General features: G+C 36.4%; 20 protein-coding genes and 1 riboswitch. Of the genes, 3 read left to right on the forward strand and 17 right to left on the reverse strand.

What is annotated here, in order from left to right:
- Positions 1 to 5: 5 nt before the first annotated feature.
- From thrC to Y7E_RS0123305, 6 genes are all read right to left on the reverse strand, one after another.
- Positions 6 to 1,064 (reverse strand): threonine synthase, encoded by a 1,059-nt coding sequence (gene thrC / locus Y7E_RS0123280; RefSeq protein WP_017153638.1) that lies wholly within the window; start codon positions 1,062 to 1,064, stop codon positions 6 to 8.
- Positions 1,064 to 2,359, reverse strand: a complete 1,296-nt coding sequence (locus Y7E_RS0123285) for a homoserine dehydrogenase (RefSeq protein WP_017153639.1) — start codon at positions 2,357 to 2,359, stop codon at positions 1,064 to 1,066. The genes thrC and Y7E_RS0123285 overlap by 1 nt, the downstream gene beginning before the upstream one ends.
- 144 nt (positions 2,360 to 2,503) lie before the next feature.
- On the reverse strand, positions 2,504 to 3,409 hold the full coding sequence (gene metA / locus Y7E_RS0123290) for a homoserine O-acetyltransferase MetA (RefSeq protein ID WP_017153640.1): 906 nt from the start codon (positions 3,407 to 3,409) through the stop codon (positions 2,504 to 2,506).
- Positions 3,393 to 4,691, reverse strand: a complete 1,299-nt coding sequence (locus Y7E_RS0123295) for a bifunctional O-acetylhomoserine aminocarboxypropyltransferase/cysteine synthase (protein WP_017153641.1) — start codon at positions 4,689 to 4,691, stop codon at positions 3,393 to 3,395. The genes metA and Y7E_RS0123295 overlap by 17 nt, the downstream gene beginning before the upstream one ends.
- 91 nt (positions 4,692 to 4,782) lie before the next feature.
- Positions 4,783 to 4,888, reverse strand: a riboswitch (SAM riboswitch).
- A 126-nt stretch (positions 4,889 to 5,014) separates the two neighbouring features.
- Entirely contained in the window at positions 5,015 to 5,644 is a 630-nt protein-coding gene (locus tag Y7E_RS0123300; RefSeq protein ID WP_017153642.1) for a hypothetical protein, read from the reverse strand.
- Positions 5,645 to 5,860: 216 nt separating this feature from the next.
- Positions 5,861 to 6,547 carry a YjjG family noncanonical pyrimidine nucleotidase gene (locus tag Y7E_RS0123305; protein ID WP_026049325.1) on the reverse strand — a complete coding sequence of 229 codons (687 nt, stop codon included), beginning with the start codon at positions 6,545 to 6,547 and terminating at the stop codon, positions 5,861 to 5,863.
- A 143-nt stretch (positions 6,548 to 6,690) separates the two neighbouring features.
- Here Y7E_RS0123305 and yeiL point away from each other — a divergent pair, with 143 nt between their 5' ends.
- Complete coding sequence (yeiL, locus tag Y7E_RS0123310) at positions 6,691 to 7,365, forward strand: transcriptional regulator YeiL (protein WP_026049326.1); 675 nt, start codon at positions 6,691 to 6,693, stop codon at positions 7,363 to 7,365.
- Between the two features lie 77 nt (positions 7,366 to 7,442).
- Here yeiL and Y7E_RS0123315 read toward each other — a convergent pair whose 3' ends face one another.
- The 3 genes from Y7E_RS0123315 to Y7E_RS0123325 form a co-directional block, all read right to left on the reverse strand.
- Positions 7,443 to 8,069 carry an FMN-dependent NADH-azoreductase gene (locus tag Y7E_RS0123315; protein WP_017153645.1) on the reverse strand — a complete coding sequence of 209 codons (627 nt, stop codon included), beginning with the start codon at positions 8,067 to 8,069 and terminating at the stop codon, positions 7,443 to 7,445.
- Positions 8,070 to 8,261: 192 nt separating this feature from the next.
- Positions 8,262 to 8,909 carry a response regulator gene (locus Y7E_RS0123320; protein ID WP_017153646.1) on the reverse strand — a complete coding sequence of 216 codons (648 nt, stop codon included), beginning with the start codon at positions 8,907 to 8,909 and terminating at the stop codon, positions 8,262 to 8,264.
- Positions 8,910 to 8,934: 25 nt separating this feature from the next.
- Positions 8,935 to 10,512 carry a sensor histidine kinase gene (locus Y7E_RS0123325; RefSeq protein ID WP_017153647.1) on the reverse strand — a complete coding sequence of 526 codons (1,578 nt, stop codon included), beginning with the start codon at positions 10,510 to 10,512 and terminating at the stop codon, positions 8,935 to 8,937.
- Between the two features lie 157 nt (positions 10,513 to 10,669).
- Here Y7E_RS0123325 and pdxK point away from each other — a divergent pair, with 157 nt between their 5' ends.
- Positions 10,670 to 11,494, forward strand: coding sequence for a pyridoxine/pyridoxal/pyridoxamine kinase (gene pdxK / locus Y7E_RS0123330; RefSeq protein WP_017153648.1), 825 nt, complete (start codon positions 10,670 to 10,672; stop codon positions 11,492 to 11,494).
- Between the two features lie 170 nt (positions 11,495 to 11,664).
- Here pdxK and Y7E_RS32135 read toward each other — a convergent pair whose 3' ends face one another.
- The 8 genes from Y7E_RS32135 to Y7E_RS0123375 all read right to left on the reverse strand — a co-directional run bounded on the left by Y7E_RS32135 (position 11,665) and on the right by Y7E_RS0123375 (position 20,491).
- Entirely contained in the window at positions 11,665 to 11,868 is a 204-nt protein-coding gene (locus tag Y7E_RS32135; RefSeq protein WP_026049327.1) for a YbdD/YjiX family protein, read from the reverse strand.
- Positions 11,861 to 13,936 (reverse strand): carbon starvation protein CstA, encoded by a 2,076-nt coding sequence (gene cstA / locus Y7E_RS0123340; protein ID WP_017153650.1) that lies wholly within the window; start codon positions 13,934 to 13,936, stop codon positions 11,861 to 11,863. Before cstA ends, Y7E_RS32135 begins: the two co-directional genes overlap by 8 nt.
- Positions 13,937 to 14,058: 122 nt before the next feature.
- Positions 14,059 to 14,775 carry a LytR/AlgR family response regulator transcription factor gene (locus Y7E_RS0123345; protein ID WP_017153651.1) on the reverse strand — a complete coding sequence of 239 codons (717 nt, stop codon included), beginning with the start codon at positions 14,773 to 14,775 and terminating at the stop codon, positions 14,059 to 14,061.
- Between the two features lie 295 nt (positions 14,776 to 15,070).
- Positions 15,071 to 16,270, reverse strand: a complete 1,200-nt coding sequence (locus tag Y7E_RS0123350; RefSeq protein ID WP_017153652.1) for an MFS transporter — start codon at positions 16,268 to 16,270, stop codon at positions 15,071 to 15,073.
- 292 nt (positions 16,271 to 16,562) lie between these two features.
- A complete protein-coding gene (locus Y7E_RS0123355) occupies positions 16,563 to 16,904 on the reverse strand; it encodes a multicopper oxidase domain-containing protein (RefSeq protein ID WP_017153653.1) in 342 nt (113 codons plus the stop codon).
- Between the two features lie 168 nt (positions 16,905 to 17,072).
- Positions 17,073 to 17,813, reverse strand: a complete 741-nt coding sequence (locus tag Y7E_RS0123365) for a WecB/TagA/CpsF family glycosyltransferase (protein ID WP_017153655.1) — start codon at positions 17,811 to 17,813, stop codon at positions 17,073 to 17,075.
- 20 nt (positions 17,814 to 17,833) lie between these two features.
- On the reverse strand, positions 17,834 to 18,943 hold the full coding sequence (locus tag Y7E_RS0123370; protein ID WP_017153656.1) for a glycosyltransferase: 1,110 nt from the start codon (positions 18,941 to 18,943) through the stop codon (positions 17,834 to 17,836).
- 99 nt (positions 18,944 to 19,042) lie between these two features.
- Positions 19,043 to 20,491, reverse strand: a complete 1,449-nt coding sequence (locus Y7E_RS0123375; RefSeq protein ID WP_017153657.1) for an O-antigen ligase family protein — start codon at positions 20,489 to 20,491, stop codon at positions 19,043 to 19,045.
- Between the two features lie 475 nt (positions 20,492 to 20,966).
- Between Y7E_RS0123375 and Y7E_RS0123380 the strand changes: the two genes are divergently transcribed.
- The gene (locus tag Y7E_RS0123380) at positions 20,967 to 21,599 is read left to right on the forward strand and encodes a trimeric intracellular cation channel family protein (protein WP_017153658.1); all 633 of its coding nucleotides are present in this window, start codon (positions 20,967 to 20,969) and stop codon (positions 21,597 to 21,599) included.
- The last annotated feature ends 85 nt before the right edge of the window (positions 21,600 to 21,684 follow it).

The raw sequence follows: 21,684 nt of genomic DNA on the forward strand, positions 1-21,684 counted from the left end.
CTATTTTACTGAAAGACAGCTCCCTGAATATAATCAAAGACAACCTTCTCATCATTTGGTAACACAATCGGCTGAATTTTCTTCGTATCAATGGCGATATTTGGATCTTTCAAACCGTTACCTGTTAATACCGCTACAATTTGGCTCCCTTTTGCAATTTCTCCGCGTATCAGCTGTTTATACACACCAGCAAGAGAAGCGCATGAAGCCGGTTCTGCAAAGATTCCTTCGTACTTGGCCAGCCATTCATATGCCTCAAGAATTTCACGATCTGTTACTTCGTCAATTTTACCTTGAGAGTGCTCTGCAGCTAGGGCGGCTTGCTCCCAACTTGCTGGATTCCCAATTCGAATCGCTGTTGCGATTGTTTCTGGCTCTTCAATCTTATGTCCACGCACAATCGCAGCTGCTCCTTCCGCCTCAAAGCCGCGCATCTCTGGTAAACCCGTACCAAGTCTTTCATGATACTCTTTGAAACCTTTCCAATACGCTGTAATATTGCCCGCATTACCAACTGGAATTGCTAGAATATCCGGTGCTTTTCCAAGCGCATCACAAATCTCAAACGCAGCTGTTTTTTGCCCTTCAATACGGTATGGGTTAACAGAATTCACAAGTGTAATTGGCGATGAACTACTAAGCTTACGTACAATTTGTAAAGCATGATCGAAATTTCCATCAATGCTTACAATTTCTGCTCCGTACATGACAGCTTGCGCTAACTTTCCGTATGCAATCTTACCATTTGGAATGATAACAATACATGACAGTCCCGCCCTAGCCGCATAAGCTGCTGCAGATGCAGATGTATTACCTGTAGATGCACAAATTATTGCTTCGCTTCCCGCCTCTTTTGCTTTTGCTACCGCCATTACCATACCGCGATCTTTAAAAGACCCGCTCGGATTTGCTCCTTCTATTTTCCCGTAAATTGTTGCGCCCCACCGCTTTGAAAGATTTTCTAGTAAAACAAGTGGTGTATTACCTTCGTGCAATGTTAAGGACGGTGTTTTTTCCGTAATAGGTAAAAACTCCTTATACTCAGCAAGCAAACCTTTCCACATTACCTAGCATCTCCTTCGATTCGATAGTTTGCTTTCACACAGCCTACTTCTTCGTATGCCCTGAGTGTATGTAAAATATATTCATAGTCTGCAAGTGATGCACGATGCGTTACGATAACAATCTCGGCCTTTCCTTTCTCCCCAAGTGGCATTTGAATAATCTTTTCAAAGCTAACACCGCGTTCAGAGAATAGAGATGTAATTTTTGCAAACACACCAATTTCGTCTTTTACATGCAAACGTAAAAACTTTTTCACGAAAATTTCATCCGGCTCTTTTAATACCTTCTCATACTGCGGAGAAACTGCACTATTCCCAGTTACACCAAGGCGCACATTTTGCATTACCGCAACTAAGTCAGAAACAACTGCTGTCGCTGTTGGTAAACTTCCTGCACCAGGTCCATAAAACATCGTTTCCCCTACTGCTTCGCCATATACATATACGGCGTTATATTCATTTTGAACAGCTGCAAGCGGGTGTGTATTCGGAAGTAATGTTGGCTCGACTGTTACTTCTAATTTTTCACCATCACGCTTCGCAAGCCCAATTAATTTAATTGTGTATCCTAAGCTTTTACTATATGCAATGTCTTCCTCTGTAATGGAAGTAATCCCTTTCACCTTCACATCTCCAAGCTCTACATTTGTAGAAAAACCTAGAGTAGCTAAAATCGTCATTTTTCTTGCTGCGTCTAAACCTTCAACATCTGATGTTGGATCTGCTTCCGCAAATCCAAGCTGCTGCGCCTCTTTTAACACGTCGTCGTATGCTCTCCCTTCGTCAGACATTTTTGTCAGAATAAAGTTTGTTGTTCCGTTCACGATTCCCATCACTTTCGTAATAAGATCTGAAGAAAGCCCTTCTACAATGCTGCGCAAAATTGGAATCCCTCCAGCTACGCTCGCCTCGTAAAATAAATCAGCTTGATTTTCCTTTGCCACGGTCAGCAATTCTGCTCCGTGCAATGCCATTAAGTCTTTATTAGCAGTAACAACATGTTTACCGTTTTTCAAAGCTTGTAAAATGTATGCTTTCGCTTCTTCGATGCCGCCCATTACTTCAATGACAACATCAATTTCAGGATTATCTATAATTTCATTCACATTTTTCGTTAACAAAGTAGAGGGTACTTGGACCTCTCGCTCTTTTTCAATATTTTGAACTAATACTTTCGCTATTTTCACTGGGCAACCGACTTGATGCATAAGACGATCTTGATGATCCGTAATAATACGAACCACACCGCTGCCAACTGTTCCAAGGCCTAATAAGCCCACTTGAATTTCATTCATGATACTGTCCACCCCTCTAAAGAATTGTATTTAGATGCCATTATATAAGGTAAAATTCTGAAAAACAATATATTTTGAACATTTAGAAAAATATAGGATAATCCTTACAAAGAAAACGTTGCCACGTGTTATATAATGACCATCTTACAAAATATAAGGGGTTTCTTGATACACATAATAATTTAACCAATTTGAAAATAATAAGTTTCCATGACTCCGCCATCTTATAAGTGGTTTTTCAGCTGGATTATTATGTTTAAAATAGTTTTTTGGAATCGCAATGTCTAGCCCTCTTTGTTTATCGCGTTCATATTCCTCTTTTAACGTATCACAGCTATATTCACTATGACCAAGAACAAAAATATGCTTTCCTTCTTGCCCCATAACAAGGTGGACACCTGCTCCTTCTGATGTTGCTAGTAACGTCAGTTCTGGCACCTTTTCAATGTCAGCTCTACGCACTTCTGTATGGCGAGAATGCGGTGCAAAGAAAAGTTCATCAAACCCTTGTAACAACTTCACATGCTGCTCATGCACTTCATGTTCGAATACACCAAACATCTTTTCTTCCAAAGGGTATTTCGGAATTCCATAGTGATAATACAAACCAGCTTGTGCTCCCCAACAAATATGCAGTGTAGATGTCACATTCGTTTTTGAATATTCCATTATACGCCCAAGTTCTTCCCAATAATCTACCTCTTCAAAAGGAAGTGTTTCAATCGGAGCTCCTGTAATAATAAGCCCATCAAATTTTTCTTCCTCAATATCACGAAATGTCCTATAAAAACTTGTTAAGTGATCCTGTGCCACATTACGAGATAAATGGGACTCCATATGAAGCAAATGCACATCTAATTGAAGTGGTGTATTACCAAGTAACCTGAGCAATTGCGCTTCTGTTTCTTGTTTTGTTGGCATTAAGTTCAAAATGGCAATTTTCAAAGCACGTATATCTTGTGTTTCAGCTCGCTCTTTTGTCATCACAAAAATATTTTCTTTTTGCAATACTTTACGAGCTGGTAAATCCTTATCAACAATGATCGGCATGTGCTTTGCCTCCAACTAACGCTTCCTCTAGATCCGCAATAATATCAGAAACATCTTCTATGCCGACCGATAAGCGAATTAAATCAGATGTAACACCCGCTAAACGCTGCTCTTCTTCATTTAACTGTCTATGCGTTGTACTAGCAGGATGGATCACACATGTTCTCGCATCTGCTACATGCGTCACAAGCGTCGCTAGCTTCACATTTGCAATAAACTCTTTCGCAGATTCTACTCCTCCTTTAATGCCGAATGTTAAAACGCCACTTGCACCTTTTGCTAAGTACTTTTGCGCTAGCAAATAATTTTCATTACTTTCTAATCCCGGATAATTTACCCATTCAATACGATCATGGTTAGCGAGCCACTTCGCAACTGCAAGAGCATTTTCACTATGACGCTCCATTCGTAAATGCAATGTTTCTAAACCGATGTTGCTAATATACGCATTGAACGGGCTCATACAGTTTCCATAGTCTCTTAATAATTGAACACGAGCTTTCACAATATATGCCGCCTGCCCAAAGTTCTGCACGTAACTTACACCGTGATAACTTGGATCTGGTTCGACAAGCTCGGGATATTTTCCATTTGTCCAATCAAAATTCCCGCCATCAATGACAATCCCGCCTAATGAACTTGCATGTCCATCAATATATTTCGTTGTAGAATGAACAACAATATTTGCCCCATGTTCAAACGCTTGGCATAAATATGGTGTCGCTAACGTGTTATCAACAATAAAAGGTACTTTCAACTCTTTTGCCGCGTTTGAAAACTCTTTAAAATTCAAAACATTCATCGCTGGATTCCCAAGTGATTCTGCATAAATAAGCTTTGTTTTATCATTGGCAAGTGCTACAATTTCATCAGCAGCTAAGTTCGGATTAAAGAATGTAACATCAATTCCCAATTTACGTAGACTTACCCCAAATAAGTTAAATGTTCCTCCATAAACAGTTGAAGAACAAAGCAAATGATCACCACTACTACAAATATTTAAAACAGCAAGCATAATAGCCGCCTGACCAGAAGCTGTCGCAACCGCTCCAACACCACCTTCTAGCTCTGATAACTTTTGTTCAAATGCTGCTAGTGTCGGATTTCCAATACGCGTATAAATATAGCCTTCTGCCTCTAAATTAAAGAGTGCTGCTAAATCATCGGACGTATCGTATTTATATGTTGTACTTTGATAAAGTGGCAAAACACGTGGTTCTCCATTCTTCGGCGTATAACCACCTTGCACACAAATAGTTCCCTTTCCCCATGATTCTCCCATTTCTTATTCTCCTTTCTTTTATAGAAAATAAAAAAACTGCTTCTTTCCCTAACAAGAAAGAAGCAGTTTGAAAACACGCTCTAGAGTTTCTTTCTTATCTCTCAGGATTTATTACCTGCAGGATTTGGCACAATTCCGTTATTCGGCTGTTGCCAAGGTTTCATAGGGCCTGTCCCTCCACCTTTTCTTGATAAGACTATGCAATTACCGTTGATTTTATAGCAATAATTTCCTAATGTCAATTATTTTTCTGAATCTTTATAAAAGATTTTATTAACAATTTAATCGTTTATTCTTAAAATTTAAACTATATTAGTATATCATTATAAATAACCTTTCCTCCTAAAATATTCTACACGTTTACTTACACGTCTCTTCTTTTTATACTCCATTGTCATAAGCAATGCCCCCATTATAATTAGGGTATTATTTATTATCATCCAAGGGATAGATAGGTACGTCATCGCATATACACTTGGAAAAATTGCGACACACATGAAAAAAATTCGATGAAGAAACACTGCAATACAAACAAATAGTATAGATACTATAAGCATAATAAAAATAAAAAACTTTTCTACATCAAAGAAAGTCCACTGATATTCTTGATAAAAGTAAGTAATGATTTGTATGGTACAGCCTAAAAATCCTAATATATGACCAATAACATGTATTTTATATCTATCGCGTCTCTTTCCAAATCTTACAGCTATACTTATCAAGGTACCCGTTACGGCTCCAATCACTATAAATACTCCTATGTACCATAGGTTTCTCCCGACAGAAACATCCACACCATAAGCACCATAGAACATAAGAGCAATACCCACTGCAATCACGATAATAGACAAAATAACATCATATTTTTTATATGGAAATCTCTTTTGTAAAATCAACGAACTTATTAATATACAAGCAAATGCTGCTAAAACAGTATAAATAAAAACGCTCAAACCTCTCCCTCCTATATAGAAAATTTTACCAAAACATTAAACTAAGTCATATATTTATTCATATGAAAAAAACTTGCGCAAATAACGCAAGTTTTCATTATTCTACAATAACAGCTGTACCTTAACCAATTCATTTCCCTCTATTTCTTTGGCTTATTGCACAAGGCGCTCTCCCAATTTCTTTAGAATCTTTAATTTAATCTAAGAAGATAATAATTAGCGTAAAATTTGATACAGCTCATTAAGACTTTGTATTTCATAAGTCGGAACAATTTCAGTATGATTCGGCTTCCTTTCAGGATTAAACCAACATGTGTCTAATCCAGCTAGCTGTCCACCTTTAATATCTGCACTTAAGGAATCACCGATAATTAATCCTTCCTCCACAGAGAAATTAGAAATTCGTGCAAAAACATAATCAAAGTATTCCTTCATTGGCTTTTGATAGCCAGTGTCTTCCGAAACAAAAATATCCCTAAAGAGCGGATGTAATCCTGAATTGCGTAGACGTTTATCTTGCGTCTTGGAAACACCATTTGTAACAATATATAAATCATATCGGCTTTGGAGATCTTGTATTAATTCAAAAGCCCCGTGAATGAGCTGATTCCCTTCTTCTAAAAAACTACGATAATTCTTTTCAAACAAGGTTCCATCAACTTCTTGACCATACTCCTTAAATAAAATTGAAAATCGAGTATTCACAACTTCATCACGGCCTATTTTTCCTTCTTCAAAAGATTTCCACAGACCTTGGTTTATTTTTTTGTAATGTGCTGCAATTTCATCAGTTAAAGAGATTTTTTGTTCCTCAAAAAGTAAATGTAATGCTGTTCTTTCAGCTGCTTTAAAATCTAATAATGTATCGTCCACATCAAATAGTAATGTTTGATATTTCTTCAATGATGATATTGTCGTCCCCTTCATATTGATTCTCTTCCTTTCTTCTATAAAAACACGCTTTTTCTTTTGTTCTCAAACAAATGGTATCACTACCACTTGTAAAAAGAATAGGAGATATCTCATACTAAATGAGAGGTGAAAAAATGAAAATCGAGAAAAATCCAGATAAAATTTATAGTTATGTACAACGATTCAACTTTCAAACGTTCTTTTCGTTTAATATTTTTCCATATATAGAAGTTCACTCGTTTCAAAAGAAAGAAACCATTTGTAACGAGGGAGAAGAATTTCCCTATCTCTATTACTTAATTTCTGGAAAAGCAAAAATATATATGAGCCATCAAAATGGGAAGGTTTCCTTAATTAACTTTGTAAAAGCCCCATCGATTATTGGAGAATTAGGATTAATTGGAGTCGAATCTGTGACAAAAGGAATCGAAGCTATGGAACCATGTGTTTGTTTAGCTCTTCCCCTGAAAGATTGTCATCATCTCTTGTTGCAGGACGCTCATTTCTTACAACAGCTATGCAAATTTATTGGCGAAAAAACAATTACTCGAACTGAACAATATGCGAAAAGTTATAACTATCCTTTAGAAAATCGCTTAGCAGCTTTTATTCTGTTAACTGAGCAAAACAATTGTTATCTTGAAAAGCACACGGAAGCCTCTGAATACTTAAATGTTAGTTATCGTCATCTCTTGTATGTATTAAAGCAGTTTTGTCAGCAAAATTGGTTAAAAAAAGAAGGAAGAATGTATTTGATACAGAGCAGAGAGCAATTACAACAGTTAGCAGATGAGCTCAAACGAAAATAAAAAAGCAGTACCAACGTCTTAAAAACGTTGATACTGCAAGAGTACTTCTCATGTTTGAGTGACGATTATATTTTTAATTAGAATGTGCTTGCTACTTTAACAGCTTTTTCAAGACCTTCTGCAATAATCTCTTCCGCTTTATCTGGGAATTGATTATGACCTTCAATGATAATTGTTTCCATATTTGTTGCACCGAAGAAGCCCATCATGCTTGCTACATATTTAACAGCCATTTCTACGCCAGCTGCTGGTCCTTCAGAATATACACCACCGCGTGCATTTAATAGTGCAATTTTCTTATCACCGATAAGACCTACTGGACCTTCTGGCGTATATTTGAATGTTTTACCAGCACGGTTTAAGTAATCGATATATGTGTGCAGTACTGCTGGAATTGTTAAATTCCATAATGGGAAACCAAATACTACTTTATCAGCTGCAAGGAATTGATCTAAATATTTATCAGCAACAGCTACTGCTTTTGCTTCTTCTGCTGTTAAGTCAAATCCTTTTCCCGCCTTAAATGTACCGTTAATCATATCTACTCCTACATATGGTAATTCTTCATTGTATAGATCAAGTTCTACCACTGTATCATTTGGATGTGATTCTTTATAGCTTGCTAAAAATGCTTCATATAATTTCACGCTAACTGCTTGGTCCGCTGGACGGTTGTTAGCTTTTACAAATAACACTGTTGTCATGTTTTTTCCTCCTACTACTCACTCTCACGTTGTTTATTATTTACTCGCTAAAAAGGGAGAATCCCTTGTAATTGTTGTTGCTTACAAATATATTTTATCCTCTCATTCCAACAATTTCTTCCACACATAGACGTATCTTTTCATAAAAAAAGTCCACCTTCTAAAGGCGAACTAGGTCCTACGACTTTTGTCTTATACAATTCCATTTTTCACTGCATATAAAGCTGCTTGCGTACGATCCGATAGATTTAATTTACTTAAAATACTACTTACATGAGCTTTTACTGTTTTTTCCGTAATGACTAAAACAGATGCAATTTCCTTATTGCTCATCCCTTTTGCCAAGAGCTGCAACACTTCATTCTCCCTTGCCGTTAGTACATCTACATGAATATTTGATGACTCCTGTTGCTCTTCTTGCGGCAATGTTTGAGAAAGAAGTGCACTTGCTATATCAGGATGAAGCTGAATATTTCCTTTGTATGCACTACGAATCGCTTCCACAAGTTGATCTGGTTCAACATCTTTAAGAATATATCCGCTTGCCCCAGCCTTTAAAGCTGGTAAAACATGCGCTTGATCCGAAAAACTAGTTAATACGAGTACTTTCACATTTGGATATTCTTTTTTTATGCACGCAGTTGCTTCAATACCATCCATCTCTGGCATATATAAATCCATTAGTACAACATCCGGCTGCACCTCGCCTACTTTCGTTAACGCTTCTTTCCCGTTATTTGCTTCTCCAACTAGCTCCAAATCTTCTTGCGTACTTAAAAAAAATGCTAATCCTTTTAAAACAACTGTATGATCATCAACTAATAATACTTTTATCTTCACGAATTCCCCTCATCTTCACATGACATTATAATGGTATGATAACTTTTATACTTGTTCTCTTTTCTTCACTTACAATCGTAATATATCCACCAATTAACTCCGCTCGTTCACGCATCGTTGTCATACCGAGCGATTTCTTCTCTTTTACATTCTTCTCTATAAAACCAACGCCGTGATCAACTACTTCTAAGGATACATTGTTCTCTGTCACTTTGAAATAAATCGTTGCTTCTCTTACACCTGCATGCTTACTTACATTATTTAATGCCTCTTGTCCAATACGCCATAATGTTTCTTCTACTACACGCGGTAAATCACGTACACCTGTAACCTGCTCACGAATTTTTAAACCTAAGTTTTCACCATATTGCTTTAAAGCTGGCAGTAATCCTTTTTCTAGTCCCGCTGGACGAAGCTGCCAAATAAGTGTCCGCATTTCTTTTAAAGCACCTTGCGCTAACTCCCTCATCTCATGAAGAGATTGATCTACCCTTTCATTTTGTCCCTTCAAAACAGCCTCTGCTCCCTTCGTCATGAAGGTTAATGAAAATAATTTTTGTGAAACTGAATCGTGCAGATCCCTTGCCAAACGGTTACGTTCTTCCATTCTAACAAGCTCGCGGCGCTGTTCATTTAATCGTAAATTCTCAATCATTAATGAAATATGATTCGTTAACGCTTGAAGAACATCTACGGCATTTGTATCAAACTCAACCTGGTTTGAATTCACACATAAAACACCAAAGACGTGATTTCGAATATGTATTGGAGCTGCAATAATAGAACCGTTAGGATGAACGCCATTTCCAACTTGTCTTTTCATTAAAACAGGTCGGTTCTTTTCTATCGCTTCCTTTGCTGCCCTCTCAAAACCCGAATCCTCTTGCAATGTATGCTTCTTATAGAAAGCTCGCATGGATAACTTCTTTTCTTCTTGTATAAAAAATGCGACTTGCTCCCATAGAAATACATTTCCCACTTGTTTTACAACTTCTTCTGGCAATGTATTTAACTTATGAATCTTTCTTAGTTCCTGAATAAAACGCTCTAGTTTCACATAATAATGAGCTCGTTTCTTTTCATTTCCATATAGCTTCGTTCGTTTTAAAGCTGTTCCAATTTGCAGGGCAACCGATTGTAATAGCATCAGTTCTTCTTCAGAAAAATGTGTTTTTCCTGGACTCGCTACATTTAGTACGCCAAATTCTTCTCCACCAGCTTTTAATGGAACAGTAGCATGATGAAGAATCCCTTCTGTGTCACCCCAATTATTTTCAACCGCGTTGTTGATTCTTTTACATTCAATAATATTAACCGCTCGCTCTAATTTCCCTTCTACAAAACGGCGCAGGCACCAGCATTCTCCTTCACACATTGGCCTTTTATTTTGAAAGGAAAGCGCTGCTGGTAAATGATAATCAATTAATTTTGTATATCTGCCATTTTCATCGGCAAGAAAAATCCATCCTGTCGTTAATCCTGTTACATGCAGCAATTTTTCTAATACCGCTTGTAGCACATGATATGTATCATTGGATGTATTTAATGTTTCTGCAATCTCTTTTAATATAGCTAATTCGCTTATACGGTTCTCTTGAAACATAAATTGTCTCCTACATACAATATTTTCTTTTCTCATTGTACCAAATTTAATGTATTCTCAAACAAACAAGTAACTTTTTCACTTTGTACTTATTCATAAGATTGATATAATGATTAAAAATGTAGTTTTCATTATATCATCTGAGGGGGCTTTCACAATGACATTAAACAAAGCACTTACAATCGCTGGTTCTGACACAAGCGGTGGCGCTGGTATACAAGCGGATTTAAAAACGTTCCAAGAACTTGGTGTATACGGAATGACGTCTCTTACAACAATCGTAACGATGGATCCACATAACGGCTGGGCACATAACGTATTCCCTATTCCTGCTTCTACACTCAAGCCACAATTAGAAACAACAATTGAAGGTGTTGGTGTTGATGCTTTAAAAACGGGTATGCTTGGATCTGTTGAAATCATTGAAATGGTTGCTGAAACAATTGAAAAGCATAATCTACAAAATGTAGTAGTAGACCCAGTTATGGTTTGTAAAGGGGCAGATGAAGCATTGCATCCTGAAACAAATGACTGCTTACGTGATGTACTTGTTCCAAAAGCATTAGTTGTAACACCAAACTTATTTGAAGCATACCAATTAAGCGGTGTGAAAATTAATTCCCTTGAAGACATGAAAGAAGCTGCTAAAAAAATCCATACTTTAGGTGCAAAATATGTACTAATTAAAGGCGGTAGCAAACTAGGTACAGAAACTGCAATCGATGTATTGTACGATGGAGAAACATTCGACTTCTTAGAATCAGAGAAAATTGATACAACAAATACACACGGCGCAGGTTGCACATACTCTGCAGCAATTACGGCAGAACTTGCAAAAGGTAAATCTGTAAAGGAAGCTGTAGCAATCGCAAAAGACTTCATCACAGCTGCGATTCGTCACTCTTTCAAATTAAACGAATACATCGGACCAACACATCACGGTGCATATCGTAAATTTGCTGCTGGAAAAGAGCTTGTATAAGAAATAAAAAAACAGGCTATCTATGGATAGCTTGTTTTTTATGATGCTAAACCTTATTTCTACCATTTCTTTTCAAACTCTATTCAAAAAACTATACACTCAAAACCATTTTTGTTGTTCCACGTGAAACAACAAAAAAGTAAAAAAGAGCGACGAATCGCTCTTTCTCTTCAGCAACACCTTGATATTTTTCCACCTTTCGCATTGAACCTAGCTTCTTGTGCTTCTGCAAAAAACTGTTTTCGACATAGAATCGGTTCTTCTGGGTGGTGCTGTTTCATATGAGTAACGTACTTTTCATAACTTGGTACTCCAACAAGCAAACTAATAAATTGCTTACGTGTTCTCCACACCTTCCCCAATTTTTTAAGCATAATTTCTCGACTCACTTTCATCTCTTGGAATATATGGTGCTTCTTTTAATGGTGTTGCTTTATTTTGCAACACTTTAATCCATATACGAATAGCCGAAACAAGAACTGCGATAACAACTACCATGAAAATACCACATAGTGCTGCATCAATATAATCATTGAAAATAATTTGCTTCATTTGTGCCACATTTTTAGCTGGTGCTAGTATTTTTCTTTCATCTAAAGCGTTTTGAAATACTTTTGCATGCGATAAAAATCCAATTTTCGGATTCTCATGAAATAATTTTTGATAGCCAGCTGTCATCGTCACAATCAACAAGCCTACCGTTGGGATAAGTGTAACCCAAACGTACGCCTTTTTCCCCATTTTGAACAATATCGTTGTTCCAAGTAATAAAGCGATTCCAGCTAACATTTGGTTAGCTATTCCAAAGAGTGGCCATAACGTATTAATTCCACCAAGTGGATCAACTACACCTTGGTATAAGAAATACCCCCATCCTAACACACATAGGGTTGTTGCAATAACATTAGCCAGTGTAGAATCTGTCTTCGAAAATGGTTTATATACGTGCCCTAAAATATCTTGAATCATAAATCGTCCTACACGTGTACCAGCATCAATTGTAGTTAAAATAAATAGTGCTTCAAATAAAATAGCAAAATGATACCAAAATGCCATCATCGCGGTTCCACCAATTACTTGTGAGAAGATGTAGGCCATCCCAATTGCTAATGTTGGTGCTCCTCCTGTACGAGATAAAATGGTTTGTTCACCAACATTTACAGCAAGATCTTTTAATTCATTTGGTGTAATTGCAAATCCCCAAGAAGAAATAACTTGAGCAGCTTGTGATACATCGGTACCAATAAGAGCTGCTGGACTGTTAATTGCAAAGTATGTCCCTGGTGTTAATACACAAGCCGCAATCATTGCCATCGCCGCGACGAACGATTCCATTAACATGGCCCCGTAACCAATTGGCTGGGCATGACCTTCTCTTTCAATCATCTTCGGCGTGGTACCAGAGGAAACTAAAGCATGGAATCCTGATACAGCCCCGCACGCGATTGTAATAAATAAAAACGGAAATAGATTTCCAGAAAATACCGGTCCTGTTCCATCAATAAACTTGGACACAGCCGGCATTTGTAAGTTTGGTGCTACAATTAAAATCCCAATTGCTAGCCCAACAATTGTTCCGATCTTTAAAAATGTACTTAAATAATCACGCGGAGCAAGGAGCATCCAAACTGGTAATGCAGATGCAATAAAGCCGTATACAATAAGCATAATTGCAATCGTTTCACCACTAAAAGTAAACATGCTTGCGAGCGTAGGATTCTCAGCTACATACTGTCCTCCCACAAGAGATAAAAGGAGTAAAATAATACCGATAACCGACCCCTCTCCAACGCGTCCCGGACGGATATAACGCATATAAACACCCATTAAAATAGCAATTGGAATTGTCGCTGCGATTGTAAACATTCCCCAAGGACTACCAACAAGCGCTTTCACAACCACTAGAGCTAATACCGCTAATAAAATAATCATAATGCCTAAAATACCAATCATTGCAATTAATCCTGTTACAGGACCAATCTCATCTTTAATCATTTCACCTAATGATTTTCCATTACGTCTCATTGAAGCAAATAAAATAACAAAATCTTGTACAGCTCCAGCGATTACAACTCCAACAATAATCCAAATTGTTCCTGGTAAATATCCCATTTGCGCTGCCAAAATTGGCCCTACTAGTGGACCAGCTCCAGCAATTGCCGCAAAGTGATGTCCAAATAATACCCATTTATTTGTTGGAACATAATCCTTCCCATCATTGAGCGTCTCAGCAGGTGTTTGCCGATTATTATCTAGTTCAAATACTTTTCGTGCGATAAATCTACTATAGAAACGGTAAGCAACGGCATATACAGAAACAGCTGCCACTAATAGCCATACAGCATTAATCGTTTCACCTTGTGATAAGGCAATTACACCAAATCCAACTGCTCCTAATGCTGCGATTACACCCCAAAGTAAAATTGACTTAAATGCCTTCACATACAATCCCCCTTATACTACTTCTTAGTGGAGATTGTACTAAATTTTCTGAATATTTAAGTTGAATCCTCCTTATCATGAAGGATTCTTATGTTAACATGTTGAAATTCACCCACGACTTGTCATAGTTCAATTTTATTTCGAAGTCGTTTTACATAATTTCGACTAACAGGAATCGGCTGCTCATCATACCTTTCCAAATAAAGATTATAAGTTCCATTATAATAAGGCTTTAGTTCCTGAACATACATGACATTTATTAAATAACTCTTATGAACACGTAAAAAATCATATGCTGTTAATTTATTTTCTAATTCTTGAAGTGTATACGTTGAAATATACTGATTATTTGTTGTATAAATTGAGACGGTTTTATTCTCCTTATTCTTACTTACATATACAATATCCTCTGGAAAAATATACGTAATCCCTTCATGTCTTTCAATCGGAAGTTTGCGCAAATGACTTTTTATATTTTTTCCTTTTTCTTGCTCTATTCTATGCAAAAGAAATTGTAAATCTTCTGCACGAAAAGGTCGTAGTAAATAATAAAACGCTTGGAAGCGAAAAGCTGTTATCGCCTCTTCTATATTCTCACCGATAAAAATAAACCTTGTATCGCAACTTAATTGTTGTAATAAGCTAGAGAATTCAAACCCTGTGCCATCCTTTAATTTTGTATCTAAAAAAACAAAATCAGGAATATGTTTTTTGGCTACTTGTAAAGATTCCATTCCTGTTCTTGCTTCAAAGCACTCTACATTTCGCATATTTTCCGTAAATGTCTCAATTAATCGATTTCTATTTTCTGTCTCTTCCATGATAAGTAAAATTTTCATTTGCCCAACCACCTAATTCTTTTGTCCATATGTCTTGTTGTATACATTCGCTTTCGTAAGAAATAATCCCTTTTTCTAACCAGATTTTCTACTTACTATTAATTCTTTCACTACAGCATAAAGTATAAATTTGATCAGTGTTTTTTGCATCCTCCACTGATTATTAGCCCTCACCAATCAGGCTTTTACGGGTAGTTTTTAGCTCCCATCTAACTCCTTTACTTCGAGATGAGAGTATGACCGCTCGTTAATGCGTGATAACAAAAAAGGAAGTCTGCTGGACTCCCTTTTTTCATTATACTAACTCTTGCTGCTTCGTTTCCCGACCAAGCATTACTACTGCAAGTACCCCAATCAAAATAGAACCGCAAAAGATTGTAAAAATCAATGACAGAGGTGCTTTCGAAGCAACGAGATAACCTACTAATAGTGGACCAAGGATTCCACCAATACGACCAAAGGCAGCAGCCATCCCCGCTCCTGTACCACGAATTGCTGTTGGATACTGTTCAGGTGTATATGCATATAAAGCACCCCATGCCCCTAAGTTAAAGAAGGACAAAAACATTCCAGCTATCAATAATGTCGTAAGTGAATCTGCTATTCCAAATACATATGCACTGCATGCCGTACCTATTAAATACGTAACTAATACAAATTTACGGCCAAGGCGTTCAATAAACCATGCCGCAGTAAAATATCCTGGGAGCTGTGCCAATGTCATAATTAATACATACTGAAAACTCTTTATTAAGCTAAATCCCTTTAATACCATTACACTTGGTAACCAAAGAAACATACCATAATAAGAAAAGACCACACAGAACCATAAAACCCATAGCATAATTGTTGCTTTACGATATTCTAAAGACCAAACTGCCTTTATATTTGTAATAACAGATTGCTTTTTCTCAACCTTTTCAAACCTTGGTGAATCTGGTAAATTCCATCTTAAATATAAGGCATATAAGGCTGGAATCGCACTTAACACCATCGCTACTTGCCAACCATACTTTGGAATTACAAAATAAGAAATAAGTGCTGCAATTAACCAACCGCCAGCCCAAAAGCTTTCTAGTAATACAACAACTTTTCCGCGTTCATGTGCCTCAACACTTTCAGATACAAGAGTAGACGCAACGGGTAATTCCCCGCCAAGGCCCATACCGATTAAAAAGCGCAGAATAAGAAACACAGTTAGTGTTGTGGATAAAGCTGTTAGACCACTACCGATAGAAAATAATAATAGCGTTATAATAAAGACAGATTTTCTTCCCATCTTATCTGCTAGTATGCCGAATACAAGCGCCCCGACTGCCATGCCGATTGAATTAATGCTGCCTATCCAGCCCATCTCTTGGCTACTTAATCCCCATTCTTTTTGAAGTGCCACGATGACAAATGAAAGCATACCAACATCCATTGCGTCAAATAACCAGCCAAGTCCTGCTATTCCAAGAAGCTTTCGCTTTGAAATTTCTTTTACATTCCCCACTAGAAGTCCTCCTTACACAGGTGTCTTTACACATCATTTTACACATGTGTATTGTATAAGTAAAACAATTTCATATATAAAGTCCTCCTTCATCATTCCCATAAAGTGAAACTTTAATAAGTAGTGATTTTCTTCATCCCCCACTGATTATTAGCCCTTACCTAACCTCTCTGCTTTTGCTGAAATTTGAGGCGAGGGTATTACTGTTCGCAAATAGCGAGATAAAAAAAAACGCCCTATACACAGGCGTTTTACTCAATTATTTGAAATGGACGCATCATAATCATGATCTTCAGACTATGCGGGTGATATGCCCAGGAGAAGCACGAACAACATCTTTTGGTCCACGTTCATCCTCATCCGGCATAATCGGTAGGCCTGTAAAACGTATTTCACCTGTTTCATTATAAAAGCTCACCTCAAATGGCTGCCGATCGAGAATATAAAAATACACAAGGTGTAAATGAATTGGATGAACACCACCCGTAACATTCAAAAACTCCCATATCTCTACATCTCCTATCTTCGTAATTTCTAAAACAGAATCATGCCACATTTTATCATCTAACAGAAACATAGGACGATTATACATATCATGTGATGCAGTTACCTTTAATTTCCGAATACGTTTCATACATCTTCTTAAACTATCCTCTTTTTTCCTGATATGACATGGAATATAACTTCAATCTGTTTCGCTTAATTTTTTCGTTACAGCAAATTTCATTACATTAGCATCGTCCCCTGGATTAACAGGCCCACCAAAACCATTTCCATTCATAAAAAAAGTAGCGAGATTTCGCTACTTTTTCGAACGCATTACTTCTTTTAAAAATTCAGCTAATACTAGCTGACGACGCCAACGTGTTGGATTGCTACATAAACGGTAAAACCATTCTAAATGAATTGCTTGGATCCATTTTGGTGCACGCTTTACCTCACCAGCCCAAACATCCAAGCTACCACCTACACCAACAGCCATCTTTGTTTGCAAGCGATGCTTATTATTTTGAATAAAGTTTTCTTGTCTTGGAAATCCAAGTGCTACAAGTAATAAATCAGGTTTTGCCTCTTGAATACGAGAAATAATATTCTCTTCCTCTTCTGGCTTAAAGTATCCGTCTTGTGTACCAACAATGGATACAGCTGAGTATGTTTTTGTTAAATGATCAGCTGCACCTTTCACAACATGTGGCTTTGCTCCCAATAAAAAAACAGATACAGATTTATTCTCTTTCGATAACGTACCGAATAACTCGCTCATTAAATCGAATCCTGCTACACGCTCTTTTAGTGGTGTTCCTAGCATACCACTAGCTTTTACAACACCGATACCATCTGGTGTAATCAAATCTGTTTTCAACAGTGTTTGATGAAAACTTGGATCCTTTTTCGCACACATTACAATTTCAGGATTTGCTGTTACAACTTGGAATGTGTGATCTTGTCCCGATTCTAGCTGTTTCATGAGATATTGGATTGTCTCTTCCATTGTCATTGTAGAGAAAGGGACACCTAAAATATCAACTGTTTGTACTGCCATAATTACAATCCTCTCTGCTATTAAAGGTTTTTAGCTATTAATTCTTTATATGTTTCTTTCGTATCTTCATATAACTTGTGCAATGAGAAGTTTGCCACAGCATGCTCATAGATGTGTTTTCCCATTACAGCTAACTCTCCAGTTTTCCACTTTTCATACGCCTCTTCTAACGCAACAGCTAACGCCTTTCCATCGCCAGTTGGAACAATCCAGCCGTAATTTTCATCTACAATTAACGGCTCAATTTCTCCCGCCCTCGTTACAATAGATGGAACACGTTGATTCGCTGCTTCTAATAAAACTAAAGGAAAACCTTCACTATGAGATGTTAATAAATTAACATGCGAAGACGCAAATAATTCTTTTACATCTTGACGATGTCCTAAAAACTCAACTTTACTTGCAACTCCCTTTTCGGTAGCTAACGCCTTAAGTTCTTGTTCTAAAGGACCATCGCCTACTAATAATACTTTAATTTTCGTCAATGTCGTTTGTTTCAATGCCTCAAACAATACTTCATGACCTTTAACGGGATGAAGACGAGCAACTTGAATCGCTGTAAATACATCTTCATCAATGTTAAACGTTTCTTTCTTATTATACCCTTGTGCTTTTTCTTTGTCATACTCGATACCATTATAAATAACACGCATCTTTTCGCTCGAAATTCCTAATTGCGCTAAACTCTTTTTTAATCGATTTGTTACAACAAAGAATAAATCTATATCTTTTAAAGCCTTTAAATTCAATTTCGTAAAAATCCAACCTTTTAAGCCTTGTTTTGTAAAGTCCTCGAACGGATCACTATGAATCGTCGTAACCCATTTTGCAGCGATCTTCTTTTTCATTAGGGAAACATAAAAGTTTGCTCTCGGTCCGTGCGTATGAACAATATCAAATTTTTCTTTATTAATGAATCCACTTATATTCTTCAAAATGGATAAATCGTAGCGAGACTTTTGTGAAAACACATGAACTTTTATCCCTAATTCTCTTGCTTCCCTCGCAACAATTCCGTCTTCAAATACTGCTAATTCTACTTCATCGGTCGGAAACTGATCAAGAAGTGAAATAATATGTGTTTTCCCTCCTCCATCTTCTGCTCCCGCATTCATATGCAATATCCTCATACTTTTTTTCCTCCTTTAAATCCTCGCCACATTTTCCATCTATCTTTTATTTTACTGTACTAAAAAATAAAAGCTAACAAAAGTTAGCTTTTATTTTTATCATTCAATTTCTAAATCTACAATTAGATAAGCTAACACCACTACAAAGTAAATCCCAACTCCTGGTGCCGTCAAAATATGACCTGCAGTATATGCGATACCTAAAGCTAACACTAAGCTTGCTGCTATCATTCCATATTTTATATTAAATATGTCTTTAAATCTTGTAATAATGGTCAATAAGATTTTTAAACCATAATAGATGAACGGAATCATCATTAACGCGAAACCGATAATCCCAAAATCATAAAACCAATCATGGAAGTCCATTTCAATCAACTTTGGATCAGGTTGCTTTTCTGGATTATATTTAAAGTTACCTGCGTAACCCATTCCTAACAATTTTTGTGACATTGGCGCTTCATTAAAGAACTGCTTATGTCTTTCTGCATATACTTGACGCCCACTAAAGATTAGGTTCTCTTGATTTTCTTTTTTCTGTTCTTTCTGAAGCTCTTTTTTAACTTCTTCTTCTACTTTTGCCTTTTCTTCTGGCTTCTCTGGTTTATGCTGCTGTTGTTCATTTAGCTTCTCTTTAATTTCTTTTTCTTTTTGTTGTTGTTGTGCCGCATTCTGTTCAGCTAAATAACCTGTATGGATGCCCATATTCTGCGCTAATGGTGTCTTTTTAAACGTGCCAACAATACCAGCTAATAGAACGATGGCAATCACTCCATTAAGTAAAAGAGCTTTCTTGTTCGGATTTTTTCTATCAAATAACAACTGAAGTAGAATAATAAAAATTGCTGCTGCCAAAGTAGCACCAATTGAACCCATTCCTACTTTCGTACCGACCTGAATTAAAGAATAAATCATTAACAGGGATGGAATCCAGTATAAAACACTAGTGATACTTTTCGTTTTTTGAACTGAGTATAGTACTACAATCGGGAAGATAATAGCTAGAATTGATCCTAGTTCATTCCCTGCATAAAACCATCCACGGGAACCAACTTTCATCCATTCATAACTACCAAAGTCTGTAGACGTTGTAATAGAAACAACCATAACAATATTAATAATTAATGTAGAATACATAATATTGTTTCTAACTTTATCCCCAATATTTGTAAGTTTCTTCAACGATTTTAAAGCTAAAATGTATGCACTAAGCATAATATATATATACAATGCTTTTGCAACGAATTTCATTTCTTCTCCTAATACAATCGGGCTCTTGATAAGTTTATTATTAATAAACCCTATTCCAAGTACCACTGCTAGTAAGATAAGATAAATTAAAAACTTCCTATTTTCCTTTTCTTTTGCCTGCAACAAGATATAAATGCCACAGATCGCCATAATAAGGAATCTTGCTATTATCCCAAATGTCGTATTTATTTTTAATACGATAATACTAAGCGACGTTAATAGATCTAAAACAGGCTGTAAAATAATAAAAAAGAGCAAAAACTGCTCAAACCTAATCCTAGCTTGATTTGCTAACATTCCGAGACCTCCATACAAAATCATTACATTATCATTTAAACATCGTTTATATCATTTAAAATACACCTAGTAATTATAACATAACTCATATTTAATTTGAGAACTATTTTTATACAATTACCAATTGTCCATCTCTCCCTTATAAGAAAAAATTATCTCCTATAAATAATCCCCACCTTTTAAAAAGTATAGAAAAAGAAAATGTTACCCCCTCTTAATTTCCAATTTATACTAAAATATAATCTTATATAAATGTTAAATTATTTTATATGGATTTAAAAATAATTATCACCTAATGAATGAATGGATTTCTTATTAAAATATCATTTTTATAGCTTATTTTTTTCACCTTTACAAACGCTTTCTTTATGTATTTCTTTCGTTTTTCTACATGTAACGAAAAGTAATTGTTATTTTCATAACTTTAGTGTATATTTTTTCTCTGGAACATCTTTAGGAGGAAGGGAATAGAGCCATGTTATTAATCGAAATATTTACGTTTCTTGGCATTGTTGCCGCTGCCATTTCTGGTACATTAGTTGGTTTAAAGAAAGATCTAGATTTGTTTGGTGTCCTTTGTTTAGCTGTAGCTACTGCACTAGGTGGCGGAATTATTCGTGATATTATGATTGGTAACCTACCTCCTGTCGCATTTGTACAACCAATTTACTTTTTTGTCAGCGTATTAGCAGCACTTTTTACTTGCATGTTTTTTGAACGCATTAATAAACTCCAAGTTGTCATTATGCTTTCAGATGCTGTCGGTTTAGGAGTCTTTACCGCTATTGGTGCAAACGCAGCGATGTCGCATCACGTCAATGCCTCATTCTTAGTCGTTTCGATGGGTGTTATTACAGGTATTGGTGGAGGGATTTTGCGTGATATTTGCGCTCAAGATATCCCCTATGTATTCCGTAAAGAAATTTACGCAATTGCTTCTATTCTAGGTGCGATTAGTTTCCTAATCACATATGAAATGGGTGCACATGTATTAGCTTTCTATATTTGTTTACTCGTAACATTCACCATACGTGTAGTCACTGTTATATATAATGTACATTTTCCAGTCTTCTTTAAGACTCATGCAAAAGCTAATAAAAGTCATTAAGAGAATTCTCTTTACTTATCGCATATAAAAAACGTACCACTCTTTATGAACTGCACCCCAATTGTTAGACACAATTAACAATTGG

The sequence above is a fragment of the Bacillus bingmayongensis genome (assembly GCF_000299035.1).
In the GTDB taxonomy this organism is placed as follows: domain Bacteria; phylum Bacillota; class Bacilli; order Bacillales; family Bacillaceae_G; genus Bacillus_A; species Bacillus_A bingmayongensis.